Origin of the sequence: Stenotrophomonas sp. TWI169, assembly GCF_039674705.1 — a bacterium.
Lineage (GTDB): Bacteria > Pseudomonadota > Gammaproteobacteria > Xanthomonadales > Xanthomonadaceae > Stenotrophomonas > Stenotrophomonas maltophilia_P.
Window position 1 is genome coordinate 88,732 of the sequence record NZ_JBDJOB010000009.1, and the last position, 16,199, is coordinate 104,930.

Consider the following 16,199-nt stretch of genomic DNA (forward strand, 5'->3'; position numbering starts at 1 on the left):
GGCACGCCGTGGCCCCACGCCACGGCAGGCCCATCTCCATGCCGGCGGCATCGCCGGCGTGGGGGTGAACCCAAGACAGCCATCGCCGGCCCGTCGCGGCCAGCCAGCCCCTTCCACGGTCGCTGTCTTGGGTTCACCCCTACCCCCTGCTGGTCCGCTACCTTCTACAGCGGTGCCACGCCCCCTGTTTGCCTGAATCCAGGAGAAGACCCGATGTTGGACGCCAACCTGCAGTCGCAGCTGAAGACCTATCTGGAGCGCGTGACCCGCCCCATCCAGATCACCGCGCATGCCGACGACGGCGACAAGTCGCGGGAAATGCTGGAACTGCTGCAGACCCTGGAAAGCCTGTCCGACAGCATCTCGCTGCAGGTGCTGCGTGATGGCCAGGGCCGCGTGCCTTCGTTCGACCTGGGCACGCCCGGCCAGGACATCCACCTGACCTTCGCCGGCCTGCCGATGGGCCATGAATTCACCTCGCTGGTGCTGGCGCTGCTGCAGGTCGGTGGTCATCCGTCCAAGGCCACCGCCGAGCTGATCGAGCAGGTGCAGAGCCTGGAAGGCGAGTACCGGTTCGAGACCTATTTCTCCCTGTCCTGCCAGAACTGCCCGGACGTGGTGCAGGCGCTGAACCTGGCCGCGGTGCTCAACCCGCGCATCCAGCACGTGGCCATCGACGGCGCGCTGTTCCAGGAGGAAGTGGAGAAGCGCGAGATCATGTCGGTGCCGACCGTGTATCTCAACGGTGAAGTCTTCGACCAGGGCCGGATGACGCTCGAACAGATCGTCGCCAAGCTGGATACCAACGCCAGCAAGCGCGACGCAGAGAAGATCGCCGCCAAGCAGGCCTTCGACGTGCTGGTGGTGGGCGGCGGCCCGGCTGGCGCGGCCGCAGCGATCTACGCCGCGCGCAAGGGCATCCGCACCGGCATCGCCGCCGAGCGCTTCGGCGGCCAGGTACTGGACACCATGGCCATCGAGAACTTCATCTCGATCAAGGAGACCGAAGGCCCGAAGCTCGCCACCGCGCTGGAGCAGCATGTGCGCGAGTACGACGTGGACATCATGGATCTGCAGCGCGCCACCGCGCTGGTGCCGGCCGGCGACGATGGGCTGGTACAGGTGCAGCTGGAAAACGGCGCGGTGCTGAAGTCGCGTTCGGTGATCCTGTCCACCGGTGCGCGCTGGCGGCAGATGAATGTGCCGGGCGAAGAGCAGTACCGCAACAAGGGTGTGGCCTACTGCCCGCACTGCGATGGCCCGCTGTTCAAGGGCAAGCGCGTGGCGGTGATCGGTGGTGGCAACTCCGGCGTTGAAGCTGCCATCGATCTGGCCGGCATCGTGTCGCATGTAACCCTGCTGGAATTCGATTCCAGCCTGCGCGCCGATGAGGTGCTGCAGAAGAAGCTTCGCAGCCTCGGCAATGTCACCGTGCTGACCAGCGCCCAGACCACCGAAGTGCTGGGCGATGGCAGCCGGGTCACCGGGCTGGTCTACAAGGACCGCATCGGTGGCGACGCCCACCGCGTAGAGCTGGAAGGCATCTTCGTGCAGATCGGCCTGCTGCCCAACACCGAGTGGCTGAAGGACACCGTGGCGCTGTCGCCGCGCGGCGAGATCGTCATCGACGACCGTGGCCAGACCAGTGTGCCCGGCGTGTTCGCCGCAGGTGATTGCACGACGGTACCCTACAAGCAGATCATCATCGCCATGGGCGCCGGCTCGACCGCCGCACTGAGCGCGTTCGATCATCTGATCCGCTCGTCGGTGAGCAAGAGCAGCGGAGCCGTTGCCGAAGCTGCCTGATCCACTGCTCCCGGGTTGCCGGGAGCATTGTCAGCTGCGGGGTGACCACGCCGCCAGCCGGTCCGTTATCCCTGGGATGTGAGGATGAATCTACGCGATCTGAAGTACCTGGTAGCCCTGGCCGACCACAAGCATTTCGGTCGGGCTGCCGCGTCGTGCTTCGTCAGCCAGCCCACGTTGTCCACCCAGATCCGCAAGCTGGAAGAAGAGCTGGGCCTGCCGCTGGTCGAGCGGGCCCCCCGCAAGGTGATGCTGACCCCGGCCGGCCAGGAAGCCGCTGCACGGGCGCGGGTGATCGTGTCCGAGGTGGAGCAGCTGAAGGAAGCGGCACGGCGCAGCCGCGATCCGGAAGCCGGCACGGTGCGCCTGGGAATCTTCCCGACCCTGGGCCCGTACCTGTTGCCGCATGTGATCCCGCGCATCCGCGAACGTTTCCCGGAACTGGAACTGCTGCTGGTCGAAGAGAAGAGCGATGTGCTGCTGGAGCGCCTGCGCGAAGGCAAGCTCGATGCCGCGCTGCTGGCACTGCCGGTGATCGACGACCAGCTGCACGCCGAGTTCCTGTTCGAGGAGCCGTTCCTGTTGGCCGTCTCCGGTCGCCATCCGCTCGCCCAGCGCGCCCATCTGGATGTGCAGGAACTGGCCACGCAGAAGCTGTTGCTGCTGGAAGACGGCCATTGCCTGCGCGACCAGGCGCTGGAAGTGTGCCGGCTGTTCGGCGCCAACGAGAAATCCGAGTTCCGCGCCACCAGCCTGGAAACATTGCGGCAGATGGTCGCCGCCGATGTCGGCATCACATTGCTGCCAAGCCTGTCGGTGCAGCCCCCCGTCCCGCGCTCGAACAACATCCGCCTGCTCGATTTCATCGGTGAGGGCCGGCCCAGCCGCCGTATTGCGATGGTCTGGCGCCGCAGCTCGGCGATGAACGACTTCCTGATGGAGCTGGCCAGCCAGTTCAAGCGCCTGCCGCATGCGCTGTTCACGCTGGAAGCCGCCAATGGCACGGCCGCCGATCCGGCCAGCCTTTCCGGCCCCGCGCTGAACGGCTGACGGCCCCGCGTCCCCGCCCCCGAGCGGCGGGAGTCGATTCCGGTCGCATTTGTCCCCACAATACAGACAGGCGGCGCCAGCAGGCGCCGCCTTTTGCATGGTTTTCAACCAAGGAGTTTTACATGAACACCGCCAGCGGCCTGCCGCCGTCGATCACTGTCTCAACCTTCGACATGGACCGCCTGGAGGCCATGCTCGAAGCCCCTGCGCTGAGCCAGACGCCTGCCGCGCTCGCGCTTGCCGAAGAACTCAACCGGGCCACCGTGCTGGCGCCGGACCAGATTCCCGAAGGCATCGTCATGATGCATTCCCGCGTGGAGTGCGAAGATGGGGTCTCAGGCGAGAAGCACGTCCTGACCCTGGTCTTCCCCCGCGAAGCCAACGTCGATGAAGGCAAGGTTTCCGTGCTGGCCCCGGTCGGCAGTGCCCTGCTCGGCCTGTCGGTCGGCCAGAGCATCGACTGGACTGCACCCGGTGGTCGCAAGCTGCGCCTGCGCGTGACCGCAGTGCACAACGACCGTCCCTGATCTCCGCTGCGCACTGCGCGCGATCCGATTCCCCGTACCAGGAGCCGTAATGAGTACCTCGTCCAAACTGTCCCAGCTGCGCGAACTGTCCGTGGTCGTTGCCGATACCGGTGACTACGAGGCGATCAAGCGCCTGCAGCCGGTGGACTGCACCACCAACCCGACCCTGGTGAAGAAGGCACTGGACCTGCCGGTCTATGCCGATCTGATCGAGCGCGAACTGGCCTGGGGCCGTCAGCAGAGCGGCGACCGCGAGGCCGTGGTGCATGCGGTGGCCGATCGGCTGACCATCGGCGTCGGCGCGCTGCTCAGCACGCTGGTGCCGGGCCGCGTGTCCACCGAGGTGGATGCTGACCAGGCGTACGACACCGCCGCCACCGTGGCCAAGGCCCGCCAGTTCATCCAGATGTACGCCGATGCCGGCGTACCGCGCGAGAAGATCCTGATCAAGATCGCGGCGACCTGGGAAGGCGTGGAAGCGGCGCGGATCCTGCAGGCCGAGGGCATCGACTGCAACCTGACGCTGATCTTCAACCCGACCCAGGCGCTGGCCTGCAGCGAAGCGGGCGCGTTCCTGATCTCGCCGTTCGTCGGCCGCATCCTTGACTGGTACGTGGCCAACGGCCAGACCCCGGCCAACATCGATGAGGACCCGGGCGTGAAGTTCGTGCGCAGCGTGTATGCGGAGTTCAAGCGCCGTGGTTCGCCGACCGTGGTGATGGGCGCCTCGTTCCGTTCCACCGCACAGATCGAGGCGCTGGCCGGCTGCGACCGCCTGACCATTTCGCCGGATCTGCTGGAGAAGCTGGACGCCGATCACGGCGAGCTGCCGCGCAAGCTGGTGCCCGGTGAGGGTAACGGCGTGGCGGTGACCCCGATCGATGCGGCGACGTTTGCGGCGGATCTGGCTGCCGATCCGATGGCGACCGAGAAGCTGGCGACCGGTATCGAGGCGTTCGCCAAGGATCTGGAAGCGCTGCGCGAGCGGATCCGCGCGGCGCTGTAAGGGTTCCAGCCAACGGCTGAGCCCCTCGTGGCGGGGGCTCGGTCGCGAAAGGCGGGTCATGCGTTTGGCAGGGTGGGTAGGCCGTGCAGGGGACGCTGCAAGTACGTCCCTGTAAGCTCGGTCGCCGCATCCATGCGGCTCACGCCCCTGCACAGCCTACCCACCCGGCCTTCGACAGTTTCCTGTGGCTGCCCGCCACGGAAGGAAGAAGGAAGAGCAACAGCGGGTCGCGCGCTTCGCTTGCTCGGAGCGGAGCATGGCTCCGCTCTACAAAAGACACCGCAGGATCAAACAAAAAGGACGCGGCGAAGGCCGCGTCCTTCTTGTTTTCCTTCAGTTCGTCAGTAACCCACGCTCTTGCCCACCGTCACCGGGAAACTGTCGGAGGTGGGGTGGTGTGGGTTGGCAGGACCGTTGGCGCCATGGATGGCGCCATCGAGCCCCCATGGATGGGTTCACGGCGTGTCCTGCCGACCCACACCGCCCCGCCCTACTCACAGCAACCCAGAGCCGCTTTGGCTTTGGCTCTGGCTTTTGCTTCGGCAGTTGCTTTCCGCTTCTGCCCGCCGCAGGCGGACCACCGCGCGTCAGCGCGGCGCCTCCACATCCAGCCCGATCGGGCAGCTCACCCCGGTGCCGCCGATGCCGCAGTAACCGTTCGGGTTCTTCGCTAGGTACTGCTGGTGATAGTCCTCGGCGTAGTAGTACTCCGGCGCCGGGAACACGATCTCAGTGGTGATCGGGCCATAGCCGGCCGCGTCCAGCTGCGCCTGGTACGTCTCGCGGCTGGCCAGCGCAGCGGCGTACTGCGTTTCGTCGGTGGCATGGATCGCCGAACGGTACTGGGTGCCGGTGTCGTTGCCCTGGCGCATGCCCTGGGTCGGGTCGTGGCTTTCCCAGAACAGCTGCAGCAGCCGTTCCAGGCTCACCACCTTCGGATCGAACACCACCTGCACCACTTCGGTGTGGCCGGTGAGGCCGGAGCAGACTTCTTCATAGGTGGGATTCGGCGTGACGCCGCCGGCATAGCCGACCGACGTGCTGTACACGCCCGGCTCCGACCAGAATTTGCGCTCGGCTCCCCAGAAGCAGCCAAGCGCGAAACGGATCTGCTGCAGGCCGGCAAAGCGGTCCTTCAGCGGGTGACTGTTCACGAAGTGCTGGTTGCTGTGCAGCGGCAGTGGCTGATCACGCCCTGGCAGCGCCTCTTCCGGGCGCGGCAGGCGCTGCTTGAAGGCGCCGATGCCCAGGATGCCCTGTCCGATTCCCAACATGATGCGCTCCTACGCCGGAAGGCCGGCAATGTCGTCTGCATCGGAAATGGGGGCGTCGGCGGCGTGGCCCAAGTCCAGGCCGGCAACGATGCCTTCAGCCTCGGCCCGCGCGGCGTCGGGGATGCCGACCCTCAGTACACCAAACAGCGGCAGCTCGCCCATGCCCCCCAGCAGCTGCTCGCCGAACACGAAGGCAGGAATGCCGGCATCTTCCAGCGCGTGCTTCACCAGGTGGGCGTCGAACAGATTGTCGGCCTTGTACACGATGTGCATGGGGCGGCTCCACGGGAGAGGCCTCCAGCATACGCCCGGGCGCTGAATGCCGCCGCTGCGCTCGCCGGGCATGGCCCGGCGCTACCCCTGGCCCCCCCTGCGCCCGGTAGCGCGGGCGCAACCCCGGCAGCCCTTCCCCTTACGCGCTAGACTGTTGGTCTTTCTGCCCTTTTTCGCCCAGCCTCATGTCCGAGCACACCCCCGCCAGCCCCGAGACCCCCGCCGACAGCCACGAAAAGCGCGATTTCATCCGCCAGATCGTGCGCGAGGACCTGGCCAGCGGAAAGCACCAGGCGATCAAGACCCGGTTTCCGCCGGAGCCGAACGGCTACCTGCACATCGGCCATGCCAAGTCGATCTGCCTGAACTTCGGCATTGCCGGCGAGTTCAGCGGCGTATGCAACCTGCGCTTCGACGACACCAATCCGGCCAAGGAAGACCCGGAGTACGTGGCCGCCATCCAGGATGATGTCCGTTGGCTGGGGTTCGAGTGGAACGAGCTGCGCCACGCCTCCGATTACTTCCAGGCCTACTATCTCGCCGCCGAGAAGCTGATCGAGCAGGGCAAGGCCTATGTGTGTGACCTGTCGGCCGAGGAAGTGCGTGCCTACCGTGGCACCCTGACCGAGCCGGGCCGTCCCTCGCCGTGGCGCGACCGCAGTGTCCAGGAGAACCTCGACCTGTTCCGCCGCATGCGTGCCGGTGAATTCCCGGACGGTGCGCGCACCCTGCGCGCGAAGATCGACATGGCCAGCGGCAACATCAACCTGCGCGATCCGGCGCTGTACCGCATCAAGCATGTCGAGCACCAGAACACCGGCAATGCGTGGCCGATCTACCCGATGTACGACTTCGCGCATGCGCTGGGCGATTCGATCGAGGGCATCACCCACTCGCTGTGCACCCTGGAATTCGAGGACCATCGCCCGCTCTACGACTGGTGCGTGGACAACGTCGATTTCGCCCATGACGACGCACTGACCCAGCCGCTGGTCGATGCCGGCCTGCCGCGCGAAGCTGCCAAGCCGCGCCAGATCGAATTCTCGCGCCTGAACATCAACTACACGGTGATGAGCAAGCGCAAGCTGATGGCGCTGGTCACCGAGCAGCTGGTGGACGGCTGGGAGGACCCGCGCATGCCGACCCTGCAGGGACTGCGTCGCCGCGGCTACACCCCGGCGGCAATGCGCCTGTTCGCCGAACGCGTGGGCATCAGCAAGCAGAACTCGCTGATCGACTTCAGCGTGCTGGAAGGCGCGCTGCGCGAAGACCTCGATGGCGCCGCACCGCGCCGCATGGCCGTGGTCGACCCGCTCAAGCTGGTACTGACCAACCTGCCCGAAGGCCATGAAGAACAGCTCACCTTCAGCAACCATCCGAAGGACGAGAGCTTCGGCAGCCGTCAGGTGCCGTTCGCGCGCGAGGTCTGGATCGACCGCGAGGACTTCGCCGAAGTACCGCCGAAGGGCTGGAAGCGCCTGGTGCCGGGCGGCGAAGTGCGCCTGCGTGGTGCCGGCATCATCCGCTGCGATGAGGTGATCAAGGATGCCGACGGCACCATCACCGAGCTGCGCGGCTGGCTGGATCCGGAATCGCGCCCCGGCATGGAAGGGGCCAACCGCAAGGTCAAGGGCACCATTCACTGGGTCAGCGCCGTGCACGGCGTTCCGGCCGAGATCCGCCTGTACGACCGGCTGTTCTCGGTGCCGAACCCGGACGACGAGTCGGAAGGCAGGACCTACCGCGACTACCTCAATCCGGAATCGCGCCGCACCGTCACCGGCTATGTCGAGCCGGCCGCGGCCAGCGCCGCGCCGGAGCAGTCGTTCCAGTTCGAGCGCACCGGCTACTTCGTTGCCGACCGCCGCGACCACACCGAAGCCAAGCCGGTGTTCAACCGCAGCGTGACGCTGCGCGATACCTGGTCGGCCTGAAGACCTGCGCGGGCGCCCGCACGGCGCCCGCACGCCCACGACGATGGTCACCGCCCTGTCCGCCCTGCTCTGGTTCATCTCGCAGCATCCGCTGCTGACGTTCTTTGCAGCAATGGGGCTGGCCGCGCTGGTCTCGTGGTGGCGGCGTTCACCGGTCTACGCCATCGTGGTGTTTCCGCTGGCGATGCTCAACATCTTCCTCGGCAGCTTCCTCAACGCCACTTTCCTCAACGCGGTGGGCGAGCGCGGTGAAGCGGTGATCGTGAAGGCCGAGGAAACCAATTCCACGCTCAACGAACAGTACATCTGGCGCTACGAAGCGGTGTTGCGCACTTCCGAAGGTCGCGACGTGGAGGTGGTGTTCCACACCAACACCGCGTCGCTGTGGCCGCTGGAGAACGCGATCCGCATCCCGGCTCAGGACCAGCCGTTCGTGGTGAAGTACACGCCGGGCTTTCCGCGCAACTTCGTCATCCTCACCACCGAATCACCGCACGGCATCGCCCAGGCCCGTGCCAGCGCGCGCGAGCGGGTGGAGGTAGCCGCACGCAAGCTGCACTTCAGCCCGGGCAACGCCGATTTCCGCGCGGACTATCGCCGGGAACTGGATACCTGGCTGCGTGACCATGGCAACGATCCGCAGCAGCAGTCCGACGCACGGCGATATCGCGCAGAACGCGAAGCACTCGATCACTAGCACCCGGCCCGGCCTGGATGCTCCACCCGATCCATCCACAGGCCTGACATGACCACGACGTCCACCGCCCTCCTCCCGCTGCTGCAGCAGGTCCTGCAGGACGCTGGCATCGCCAGCCGCGTCGACGGCGGCGCGCTGGTGCTGGACAGCGGCCTGCGCCTGACCCCGCATGCGATGGCGGCACACGCGCGCGACAACGGTGGCTGGCAGACCTCCACGGTCATCGAGGCGCAGCACCCCACCCTGTTCGCCGATGGCCTGTTTGAGTACCAGCACGCCAACGGCGCCGATGAGCAGGCCTCGCTGCTGTCCGGCTTCCAGGCCTGGGTGCGGGTGGACCTGGCCACCCTGCAGACCGCAGTGGGCGCCGACGACGCGCAGGGCCTGCCGATGATGGGCCTGACCTATCCAGCAGGTGATGACGGCAAGGAACACGGGCGCACCGTCGTGCTGGGGCCGCTGGCCCACTACCGCGCGCAGGAGGTGGAGGTCGCCACATGCAGTGAGGACGACCACGGTTCCTGCCCCTGCTGCCTGTTCACCAGGAGCATGGACGCCTTCGACGAGCTGCTGAAAGCGCGCCAGTTCCTTGCCATCCGCCTGTTCGCCTCGCGCGATGCCGATGGCCTGTGCGAGGCCGATTGCCGGGTCAATGGCCACGACTTCGCCCCTGCCCTGCCATTGCTGCGCGCGTATGCCGCCAGTTGGCCGCAGGCCGGGCTGGAGTTCCGCAAGCAGTACGTGGTGATCCGCACCGGCTCACCCGGCTGACGCGCCCACACCCGGTACAGGCCGGTGCGGCTACACTGCGCGCCGGTTTCCCAAGCAACCGCACTTTTCCCATCCCACACGAGGCACCCCCGCGATGCTGTATGCGCAAGTCCACCTGACCCTTCCCGCCTGGATCCACGACCAGATCGACCTGGATCGTCGATATCCGGGCGATGAGGCCAAGGTCGCGCTGGCCATCGAGCTGTCGCGCCAGAACGTCGAGCACGCCAGCGGCGGCCCGTTCGGCGCCGTGGTGTTCGGTCCGGACGACAAGGTGATCGCCGCCGGCGTGAACCGGGTGATGCCGCATGCCACCTCGTTGGCACATGCCGAGAACATGGCCTACATGCTGGCCCAGCAGCGCCTGCAGACGCCGCGCCTGAATGCCGTGCTGTCGCCGGTCACCCTGGCCACCAGCTCGCAGCCGTGCTGCCAGTGTTACGGCGCTACGGTGTGGGCCGGCATCGACCGCCTGCTGATCGGCGCCAGTGCCGCCGATGTAGAGGAACTGACCCCGTTCGACGAAGGCCCGCTGCCGGCCGACTGGGTGGGCGAGCTCAACAAGCGTGGCATCGAGGTGGTGCAGGGCCTGAACCGCGACGCCGCACGCAGCGTGCTGCGCGCCTATGGGGAAAGCGATGGCGCCCGTTACTGAAACCGGCATCGGCCTGCTGTGCCTGTGCCGGCAGGGCTTCGAGCCGGAGCTGGCCGGCGAACTGCAGTTCCGCGCCGGTGAGGCAGGCTTCGCCGGCTACGCACGTACCCAGCGCAATGACGGCTATGTGTTGTTCATGTGCGACGAAGCGGCCGCGTTGGCACCGCGGTTGCCGTGGCGCGGCCTGATCTTCGCGCGGCAGAAGCTGGTGGTGCTGGCTGAACTGCCGCAGCTGGATCCGGCCGATCGCATCACGCCGATGCTGGAGGTGCTGGCCGATGCGCCACGCTTTGGTGATCTGTGGGTCGAACATCCGGATTCGGATGCCGGCAAGCCACTGTCCGGGCTCGCCCGTGCGTTCGGCAACGCGTTGCGCCCGGCGCTGCGCAAGGCCGGCAAGCTCAGCGACAAGCCCAATGCACGGCTGCCACGCCTGCACGTGGTGTTCGTGGACGGCACCCACGCCTTCATCTGCGTGGCCGACCCCGCCGACAGCGCACCGTGGGCACTGGGCATTCCGCGCCTGAAACTGCTGCCGGAGGCCCCCTCGCGTTCGGCGCTGAAGCTGGACGAAGCCCTGCTGACGCTGCTGGCGCCGGAAGAACGCGAGGCACTGGTGAAACCCGGCATGCGCGCGGCCGATCTGGGGGCGGCACCGGGCGGCTGGACCTGGGTGTTGACCCGCCAGCACATGCAGGTGCTGAGCATCGACAACGGCCCCCTGCGCCAGCACGTACTGGATACCGGCCTGGTCGAGCACCTGCGCGCGGATGGCTTCCATTGGCACCCGGAGCAGCCGCTGGACTGGATGGTGTGCGACATGGTCGAGCAACCGCGCCGCGTTGCCGAACGCATGGCCACCTGGTTCCGCGAAGGCTGGTGCAGGCATGCCATCTTCAATCTGAAACTGCCGATGAAGAAGCGCTGGGACGAGACCCGGCTGTGCCTGGACCTGTTCCAGGAGCAGGCTGGCACGTCTCTGGAAGTGCGTGCCAAGCAGCTCTATCACGACCGCGAAGAGATCACCGTGCTGGCGTCGCCGATGCGGTGATGCGCGGCAGGGTCATCGCCCGCACAGGATGCCCCGGGTACGCTTCCGTCAACGCCCGCCAGGAGTCCGTCATGTACCGTCCGCGTTTGCCCGTGCTGCTGGCTGCCCTGCTGGCCACGTCCCCCGTGCTGGCGCAGCAGCTGCCGCCCACACCCGCGCAGAGCCAACCGCTGGGTCCGACCGGCGGAGCCATCCGCCAGCAGCCCTTGAATGCCGGACGGGTCACCGGCAGTGTCGATATTCCGATGCCCGCAGGGGAGGCCCAGGTCACGGTGCGCTCGGTTGAACCCAGCAGCGTGACCGGCCAGTACCGCATCCACTTTGCCGCGCTGGATACCGACGGTGATGGCTTCATCAGCCGTGCGGAGGCCCAGGCCAATCCTGCACTGGCCGATGAGTTCACCGCGCTGGACAGCAAGCGCCGCGGCAAGCTGGATCGTGCCGACCTGGCCGGCTGGCTGATTGATTGATCCGGTTCACGGATCCCGCCGGGCATGGCCCGGCGCTACCGGCGGATCAACCGCCAAACGGGGTCGTCACACGCCGGCGGCGCGCTTCCAGAACGCCTGAACCAGCGGCGGCCACTTGCCGACGCAGCCCAGCGCGCGGCCACGGGCCAGGGTCAGGTGCATCTCGTCGTTGGAGAAGAGGCGGTTGATCGCATCGAAACTGTAGGCGGCCACCTGGTTGTCGCTGCGCCGCTCGCGGGCCCAGCGCTGCAGGCGCTGCGGCGACAGGCGCGGCTGGCCACGGCGCTCGGCTGAAGGCGCCAGCCATTGCCGCAGGGCAGCGACATCCCGCAGCCCCAGGTTCACGCCCTGCCCGGCCAGGGGGTGCACCACATGCGCGGCGTCGCCGAGTGCGAGCACGCGGCCGGCCACATAGTGGCGGGCCAGCTGGCGGCGCAGCGGGAACGCGGCGCGCGGCGACACCAGGCGCAGTTCGCCCAGCCGTGCGGCGAAGGCGCGGGTCAGTTCGCGATTGAATGCCTCCTCCTCCAGCGCCAGCACGCGCACCGCCTCTTCGTCAGGCAAGGTCCACACGATCGAGCTGCGGCGCTCGGCCACCGGCAGCAGCGCCAGCGGACCGGTCGGCAGGAAACGCTGCCAGGCCGTAGCCTGGTTGGGCAGCTCGCTGTCGACGTAGGCCACCACGCCACGTTGGTGATAGTCGTGGCGCACCACGTCGATGCCCGCCAGCTCGCGCAGCGTCGACTCGGCACCATCGGCGGCCACGGCGAGGGCCGCTTCCAGCCTGCGTCCGTCATCCAGGCGCAGTCGCACCCCCTCCTCGTCCTGCTCCAGCGCCTCCACCCGTGCCGGGCAATGCAGCTGCACCCCGGCCGCCGGCAGTGCCGCCCACAGGCGATCCTGCAACAGCCCGTTCTCGACGATGAAGCCCAGCTCGCGACGCCCCAGGCGGTCGGCGTCGAACAGCAGGTCCTCGCCTCCCGCGGCATCCCATACCTGCATGCGGCGATACGGCCAGGCCCGCGCCTGTACGATCGCAGGCCACACGCCGAGACGGTCCAGCAGCTGCACGTTGTCAGCCGCGAAGGCGAACACGCGCAGGTCCGGCTGCGATGCCTGCCAGGGCGCGGGCTCACGGCCCTCCACCAGGGCGACGGCCAGCCCCGCATCGGCCAGCGCCAGTGCACACGCGGCACCGACCACGCCGCCTCCCACGATGACCACGTCCAGGCGCGCGCGGCGGTTCATGCGGCTTCTCCGCGGCACAGTCGCGGCACGACGCCACGGAAACCCATCGCCCCGCCGACCAGCATCGACTGCACCGAACCGCGCTGCGCGGCCACCAGGCCGAGACTGCGCAACGGGCGCATCAACGGCGCAGGATTGCTGGTCAGGCGCGCCAGTCCTCCGGAGAACGCCACCGTCTGCTGGCGATCCTCTTCCCGACGGGCCACATACGCACGCAGCAGCGCATCACTGCCGGCATCGCCTGCATCGTCTTCCAGCAGTTCGGCCAGGGTCAGCGCATCGCGCAGGCCCAGGTTGAAGCCTTGCGCGCCCAACGGATGGATGGTCTGTGCGGCATTGCCGAGCAGCACCGCGCGCTCGCCTGCCAGGGCGCGCGCCAGCACCTGGATCAGCGGGTAGGCACTGCGCGGACCCGACTCCAGCAGACGCCCGGCACGCCAGCCGATGGCATGCTGCAGGCGCTGCAGCCACGCTGCGTCGTCCAGCGCCATCACCGCGTCGGCGTCTTCGCGCGCCACCCCATGCACCGTGCCGAAATGGCGGTCGCCACGCGGCAGCAGGGCCGTCGGGCCGGTATCGGTGAAGCGCTCCCAAGCCGTGCCGTCGGGCGCGCGCTGGCTGCGCACGCGGGCCACGAACAGGGTCTGCTGGAAATCGTGGCGGTCGACCTCGATGCCCAGCGCCTCCCGCACCGCACTGGCCGTGCCATCGGCACCGACCACCAGCCGTGCCAGCAGCGTGCGCTCGCCGGCGTCGTCGGCCACATGCACCTGGCGACAGCCCTCCACCACCCCGCCCAGGCCGAGGAAACGCATCGGCCGGTAACGCCGCAGCCGCGGCAGTTCCTGAAGGCGTGCCTCAAGCGCATGACCGAAGTCACGTGCGACCACCACCTGGCCGAACCACGGCCGGTTGTAATCGGCCGCATCGAGCTGCACCCGGCCAAAGTCACCGGCGCGGCTGACATGGATGCGACGGATCGGTCCCGGCGCCATCGCCAGCTTCTGCATCACCCCCAGCGCGGTCAGCGCGTTGACGGTGGCGGCGGCGAAACTGAGGTTGCGCTGGTCGAACACCGCCGGCAGTCCACCGGCAGGGCTGGCCTCGATCAGGCCCACGTCGCGGCCCAGGCGGTCCAGGGCGATGGCGAGGCTGGCACCCACCAGTCCGCCGCCGACGATCAGCACGTCATGTCGTTCACTCATGGCGTTCATGATACGCGCTCGCCCCGGCTGTACACCGAACGCGACGCTGCCTGCGCCAACCCGCGCGGCGGGCTAGAATGAAAGCTGAATCCGCTCCGGGCCCGCCGCCATGTCCGACACCGCCAATCGCGCCTTCGTCCTGTCCGTGCTCGTGCTGTTGCTGGCGGCGACCCGGGTCAACCACTTCGCGGCGATCCCCGATGCCTCCTGGGCGGTGTTCTTCATCGGCGGTTTCTACCTCGCGCGCTGGACGCGCTGGGCCTTTCCGCTGCTGATGCTGTTCGCGGTGCTGGTCGACTGGATCGTGATCCGCAGCGCGGGGCTGGATTTCTGGCAGCACTACTGCGTGTCGCCCGGCTACTGGCTGCTGCTGCCGGCGTACTTCTCGCTGTGGGCCGGCGGCATGCTGCTGGGCCACAACTACCGCGGCGCGCGCTGGCCGGTGCTGGCCAAGGGTGCGCTCCTGCTGGTGGCCTCGGTGGCGCTGTGCCACCTGCTTGCGCAGGGGGGCTTCTACTGGACCACCCGCAACGTAGCCGAGCCGACGCTGGCGGGCTGGGCGCAGAACTACGCACAGTGGTTCGGCCCCTACCTGCGGACCACGGCGATCTACGTGGCGCTGGCCGCCGCCCTGCAACTGGCCGTGGAGCAGGTGCTCAAGCTCCAGCAGGCCCGTCGCGACATCCGGCACTGAGCTGCGCCATGGGCCATCGCCTCTCGCGCATCTACACCCGCACCGGTGACGACGGCAGCACCGGACTGGGCGATGGCCAGCGCGTAGCCAAGGACGATGCCCGCGTCGCCTCCTACGGCACCGTCGACGAAGCCAACGCGGCGCTGGGCCTGCTGCTGGCCGCACCGCTTCCGGACGACGTGCGCGCGCTGGTGGTCCATCTGCAGCACCAGCTGTTCGACCTGGGCGCCGAGCTGTGCATCCCCGGCCATGCCGCGATCCATGCCGCCGATGTCTCGGCACTGGAACAGCAGCTGGACCACTACAACGCCACGCTGCCGATGCTGAAGGAGTTCATCCTGCCCGCCGGTGGCGAAGCCGCCGCACGCTGCCACCTGGCACGAACGATTGTCCGCCGCGCCGAGCGCGAGACGGTGACGCTGTCCCGCCATGAGAACGTGCGCAGCGAAGCGCTGCAGTATCTCAACCGGCTGTCGGACCTGCTGTTCGTGCTGGCCCGGGTGCTGGCCCGCGCCGATGGGCAGGGCGAGGCGCTCTGGCAGCCCCAGCACCGGCAGGGCTGAGTCCGTACGATGCTGGTCTTCACCCATCCGTCCTGCCTGCTGCACGATCCCGGTCCGGGCCATCCCGAATGCCCGCAACGGCTGCAGGGCGTGCTCGACGCCCTGCGCGGCGCATTCCCCGGCCAGCTGGACTGGCGCGAGGCCCCACCCGCCAAGTTCGGCGAGTTGAGCCGGGTCCACGACAGCGCCCTGCTCGACTTCGTGCTGCAACCGCAGACCGTGCCCCTGCGCCAGCTGGACATGGACACCTGGACCTCGCCCGGCTCGGCCAGCGCGGCGGTGCATGCTGCCGGTGCCGGTGTGGCCGCGGTGGATGCGGTGATGCTGGGCGCGGACCCGCTGGCGTTCTGCGCGGTGCGCCCGCCGGGTCACCATGCCACCAGCAGCACGGCCATGGGCTTCTGCCTGCTCAACAACATCGCCATCGCCGCAGCCTACGCGCGCGACCGCCACGGGCTGGAGCGGATCGCGGTGGTCGACTTCGACGTCCACCATGGCAACGGCACCCAGGACATCTTCCAGCACGACGCACGGGTGTCGTATTACAGCACCCACCAGGCCGGCCTGTTCCCCAACTCCGGCCTGCGCCGTGACCGTGGCGCGGGCAATCTGATGAACATCCTGCTGCCGCCGGGCAGTGGCGGATTCCGCTTCCGCAATGTCTGGGCCGACGAGATGCTGCCGGCCATCGACGACTTCCGCCCGCAGCTGATGCTGATCTCGGCAGGCTTCGACGCCCATCTGCGCGACCCCCAGGCGGATCTGATGCTGGAGACCGAGGATTTCGCCTGGATCACCCGCGAACTGCATGCGCTGGCGCGTCGCCACGCGGCCGGCCGGGTGGTGTCGATGCTGGAGGGCGGCTACGACCTGCAGGCCCTGGCCGAATGCAGCGTGGCCCACGTGCAGGCCCTGATGTCGCCGGCGGCGTCCCCCCCGGCTGGATGAACCCGAACCGGTGCGACCGGGCCGCCT

At 68.1% G+C, this 16,199-nt stretch carries 17 protein-coding genes; 13 read left to right on the plus strand and 4 right to left on the minus strand.

Annotated elements, in window-relative coordinates; all coding sequences use genetic code 11:
* Positions 1–213 precede the first annotated feature (213 nt).
* From ahpF to ABE543_RS09275, 4 genes are all read left to right on the plus strand, one after another.
* Positions 214–1,806, plus strand: a complete 1,593-nt coding sequence (ahpF, locus tag ABE543_RS09260) for an alkyl hydroperoxide reductase subunit F (protein ID WP_346475605.1) — start codon at positions 214–216, stop codon at positions 1,804–1,806.
* An 84-nt stretch (positions 1,807–1,890) separates the two neighbouring features.
* Positions 1,891–2,856 (plus strand): LysR substrate-binding domain-containing protein, encoded by a 966-nt coding sequence (locus ABE543_RS09265; protein ID WP_065175982.1) that lies wholly within the window; start codon positions 1,891–1,893, stop codon positions 2,854–2,856.
* 122 nt (positions 2,857–2,978) lie between these two features.
* Complete coding sequence (gene rnk / locus ABE543_RS09270; protein ID WP_053519113.1) at positions 2,979–3,383, plus strand: nucleoside diphosphate kinase regulator; 405 nt, start codon at positions 2,979–2,981, stop codon at positions 3,381–3,383.
* A 49-nt stretch (positions 3,384–3,432) separates the two neighbouring features.
* Positions 3,433–4,389 (plus strand): transaldolase, encoded by a 957-nt coding sequence (locus ABE543_RS09275; protein WP_065182848.1) that lies wholly within the window; start codon positions 3,433–3,435, stop codon positions 4,387–4,389.
* 587 nt (positions 4,390–4,976) lie between these two features.
* Here the strand turns inward: ABE543_RS09275 and msrA are convergent.
* Positions 4,977–5,642 (minus strand): peptide-methionine (S)-S-oxide reductase MsrA, encoded by a 666-nt coding sequence (gene msrA, locus ABE543_RS09280; RefSeq protein ID WP_197600906.1) that lies wholly within the window; start codon positions 5,640–5,642, stop codon positions 4,977–4,979.
* A gap of 30 nt (positions 5,643–5,672) precedes the next feature.
* Positions 5,673–5,936, minus strand: coding sequence for a DUF2007 domain-containing protein (locus ABE543_RS09285; RefSeq protein WP_053519109.1), 264 nt, complete (start codon positions 5,934–5,936; stop codon positions 5,673–5,675).
* 185 nt (positions 5,937–6,121) lie between these two features.
* On the opposite strand from ABE543_RS09285, the gene ABE543_RS09290 reads away from it, so the two are divergent.
* The 6 genes from ABE543_RS09290 to ABE543_RS09315 all read left to right on the plus strand — a co-directional run bounded on the left by ABE543_RS09290 (position 6,122) and on the right by ABE543_RS09315 (position 11,514).
* Positions 6,122–7,870: a glutamine--tRNA ligase/YqeY domain fusion protein gene (locus ABE543_RS09290; protein ID WP_263177510.1), complete on the plus strand. Its 1,749-nt coding sequence runs from the start codon at positions 6,122–6,124 to the stop codon at positions 7,868–7,870.
* Between the two features lie 43 nt (positions 7,871–7,913).
* On the plus strand, positions 7,914–8,567 hold the full coding sequence (locus ABE543_RS09295) for a hypothetical protein (protein WP_277381424.1): 654 nt from the start codon (positions 7,914–7,916) through the stop codon (positions 8,565–8,567).
* Between the two features lie 48 nt (positions 8,568–8,615).
* Positions 8,616–9,338 (plus strand): DUF6348 family protein, encoded by a 723-nt coding sequence (locus tag ABE543_RS09300; protein ID WP_065182846.1) that lies wholly within the window; start codon positions 8,616–8,618, stop codon positions 9,336–9,338.
* A gap of 94 nt (positions 9,339–9,432) precedes the next feature.
* Positions 9,433–9,993: a nucleoside deaminase gene (locus ABE543_RS09305; RefSeq protein ID WP_065176235.1), complete on the plus strand. Its 561-nt coding sequence runs from the start codon at positions 9,433–9,435 to the stop codon at positions 9,991–9,993.
* Positions 9,977–11,044, plus strand: a complete 1,068-nt coding sequence (rlmM, locus tag ABE543_RS09310; protein WP_065176234.1) for a 23S rRNA (cytidine(2498)-2'-O)-methyltransferase RlmM — start codon at positions 9,977–9,979, stop codon at positions 11,042–11,044. Before ABE543_RS09305 ends, rlmM begins: the two co-directional genes overlap by 17 nt.
* Before the next feature lie 71 nt (positions 11,045–11,115).
* Positions 11,116–11,514 carry a hypothetical protein gene (locus ABE543_RS09315; protein ID WP_065182845.1) on the plus strand — a complete coding sequence of 133 codons (399 nt, stop codon included), beginning with the start codon at positions 11,116–11,118 and terminating at the stop codon, positions 11,512–11,514.
* Between the two features lie 66 nt (positions 11,515–11,580).
* Here the strand turns inward: ABE543_RS09315 and ABE543_RS09320 are convergent, their stop codons facing one another.
* The gene (locus ABE543_RS09320; RefSeq protein WP_065176233.1) at positions 11,581–12,762 is read right to left on the minus strand and encodes a UbiH/UbiF family hydroxylase; all 1,182 of its coding nucleotides are present in this window, start codon (positions 12,760–12,762) and stop codon (positions 11,581–11,583) included.
* Complete coding sequence (gene ubiH, locus ABE543_RS09325) at positions 12,759–13,967, minus strand: 2-octaprenyl-6-methoxyphenyl hydroxylase (protein ID WP_065176232.1); 1,209 nt, start codon at positions 13,965–13,967, stop codon at positions 12,759–12,761. The genes ABE543_RS09320 and ubiH overlap by 4 nt, the downstream gene beginning before the upstream one ends.
* Before the next feature lie 109 nt (positions 13,968–14,076).
* On the opposite strand from ubiH, the gene ABE543_RS09330 reads away from it, so the two are divergent.
* Genes ABE543_RS09330 through ABE543_RS09340 form a run of 3 tightly spaced genes read left to right on the plus strand, consistent with a single transcriptional unit; the run spans position 14,077 to position 16,172 of the window.
* A complete protein-coding gene (locus tag ABE543_RS09330; RefSeq protein WP_053519669.1) occupies positions 14,077–14,661 on the plus strand; it encodes a hypothetical protein in 585 nt (194 codons plus the stop codon).
* A gap of 8 nt (positions 14,662–14,669) precedes the next feature.
* Positions 14,670–15,224, plus strand: coding sequence for a cob(I)yrinic acid a,c-diamide adenosyltransferase (locus tag ABE543_RS09335; RefSeq protein WP_065176231.1), 555 nt, complete (start codon positions 14,670–14,672; stop codon positions 15,222–15,224).
* 9 nt (positions 15,225–15,233) lie between these two features.
* The gene (locus ABE543_RS09340) at positions 15,234–16,172 is read left to right on the plus strand and encodes a histone deacetylase family protein (RefSeq protein WP_065176230.1); all 939 of its coding nucleotides are present in this window, start codon (positions 15,234–15,236) and stop codon (positions 16,170–16,172) included.
* The last annotated feature ends 27 nt before the right edge of the window (positions 16,173–16,199 follow it).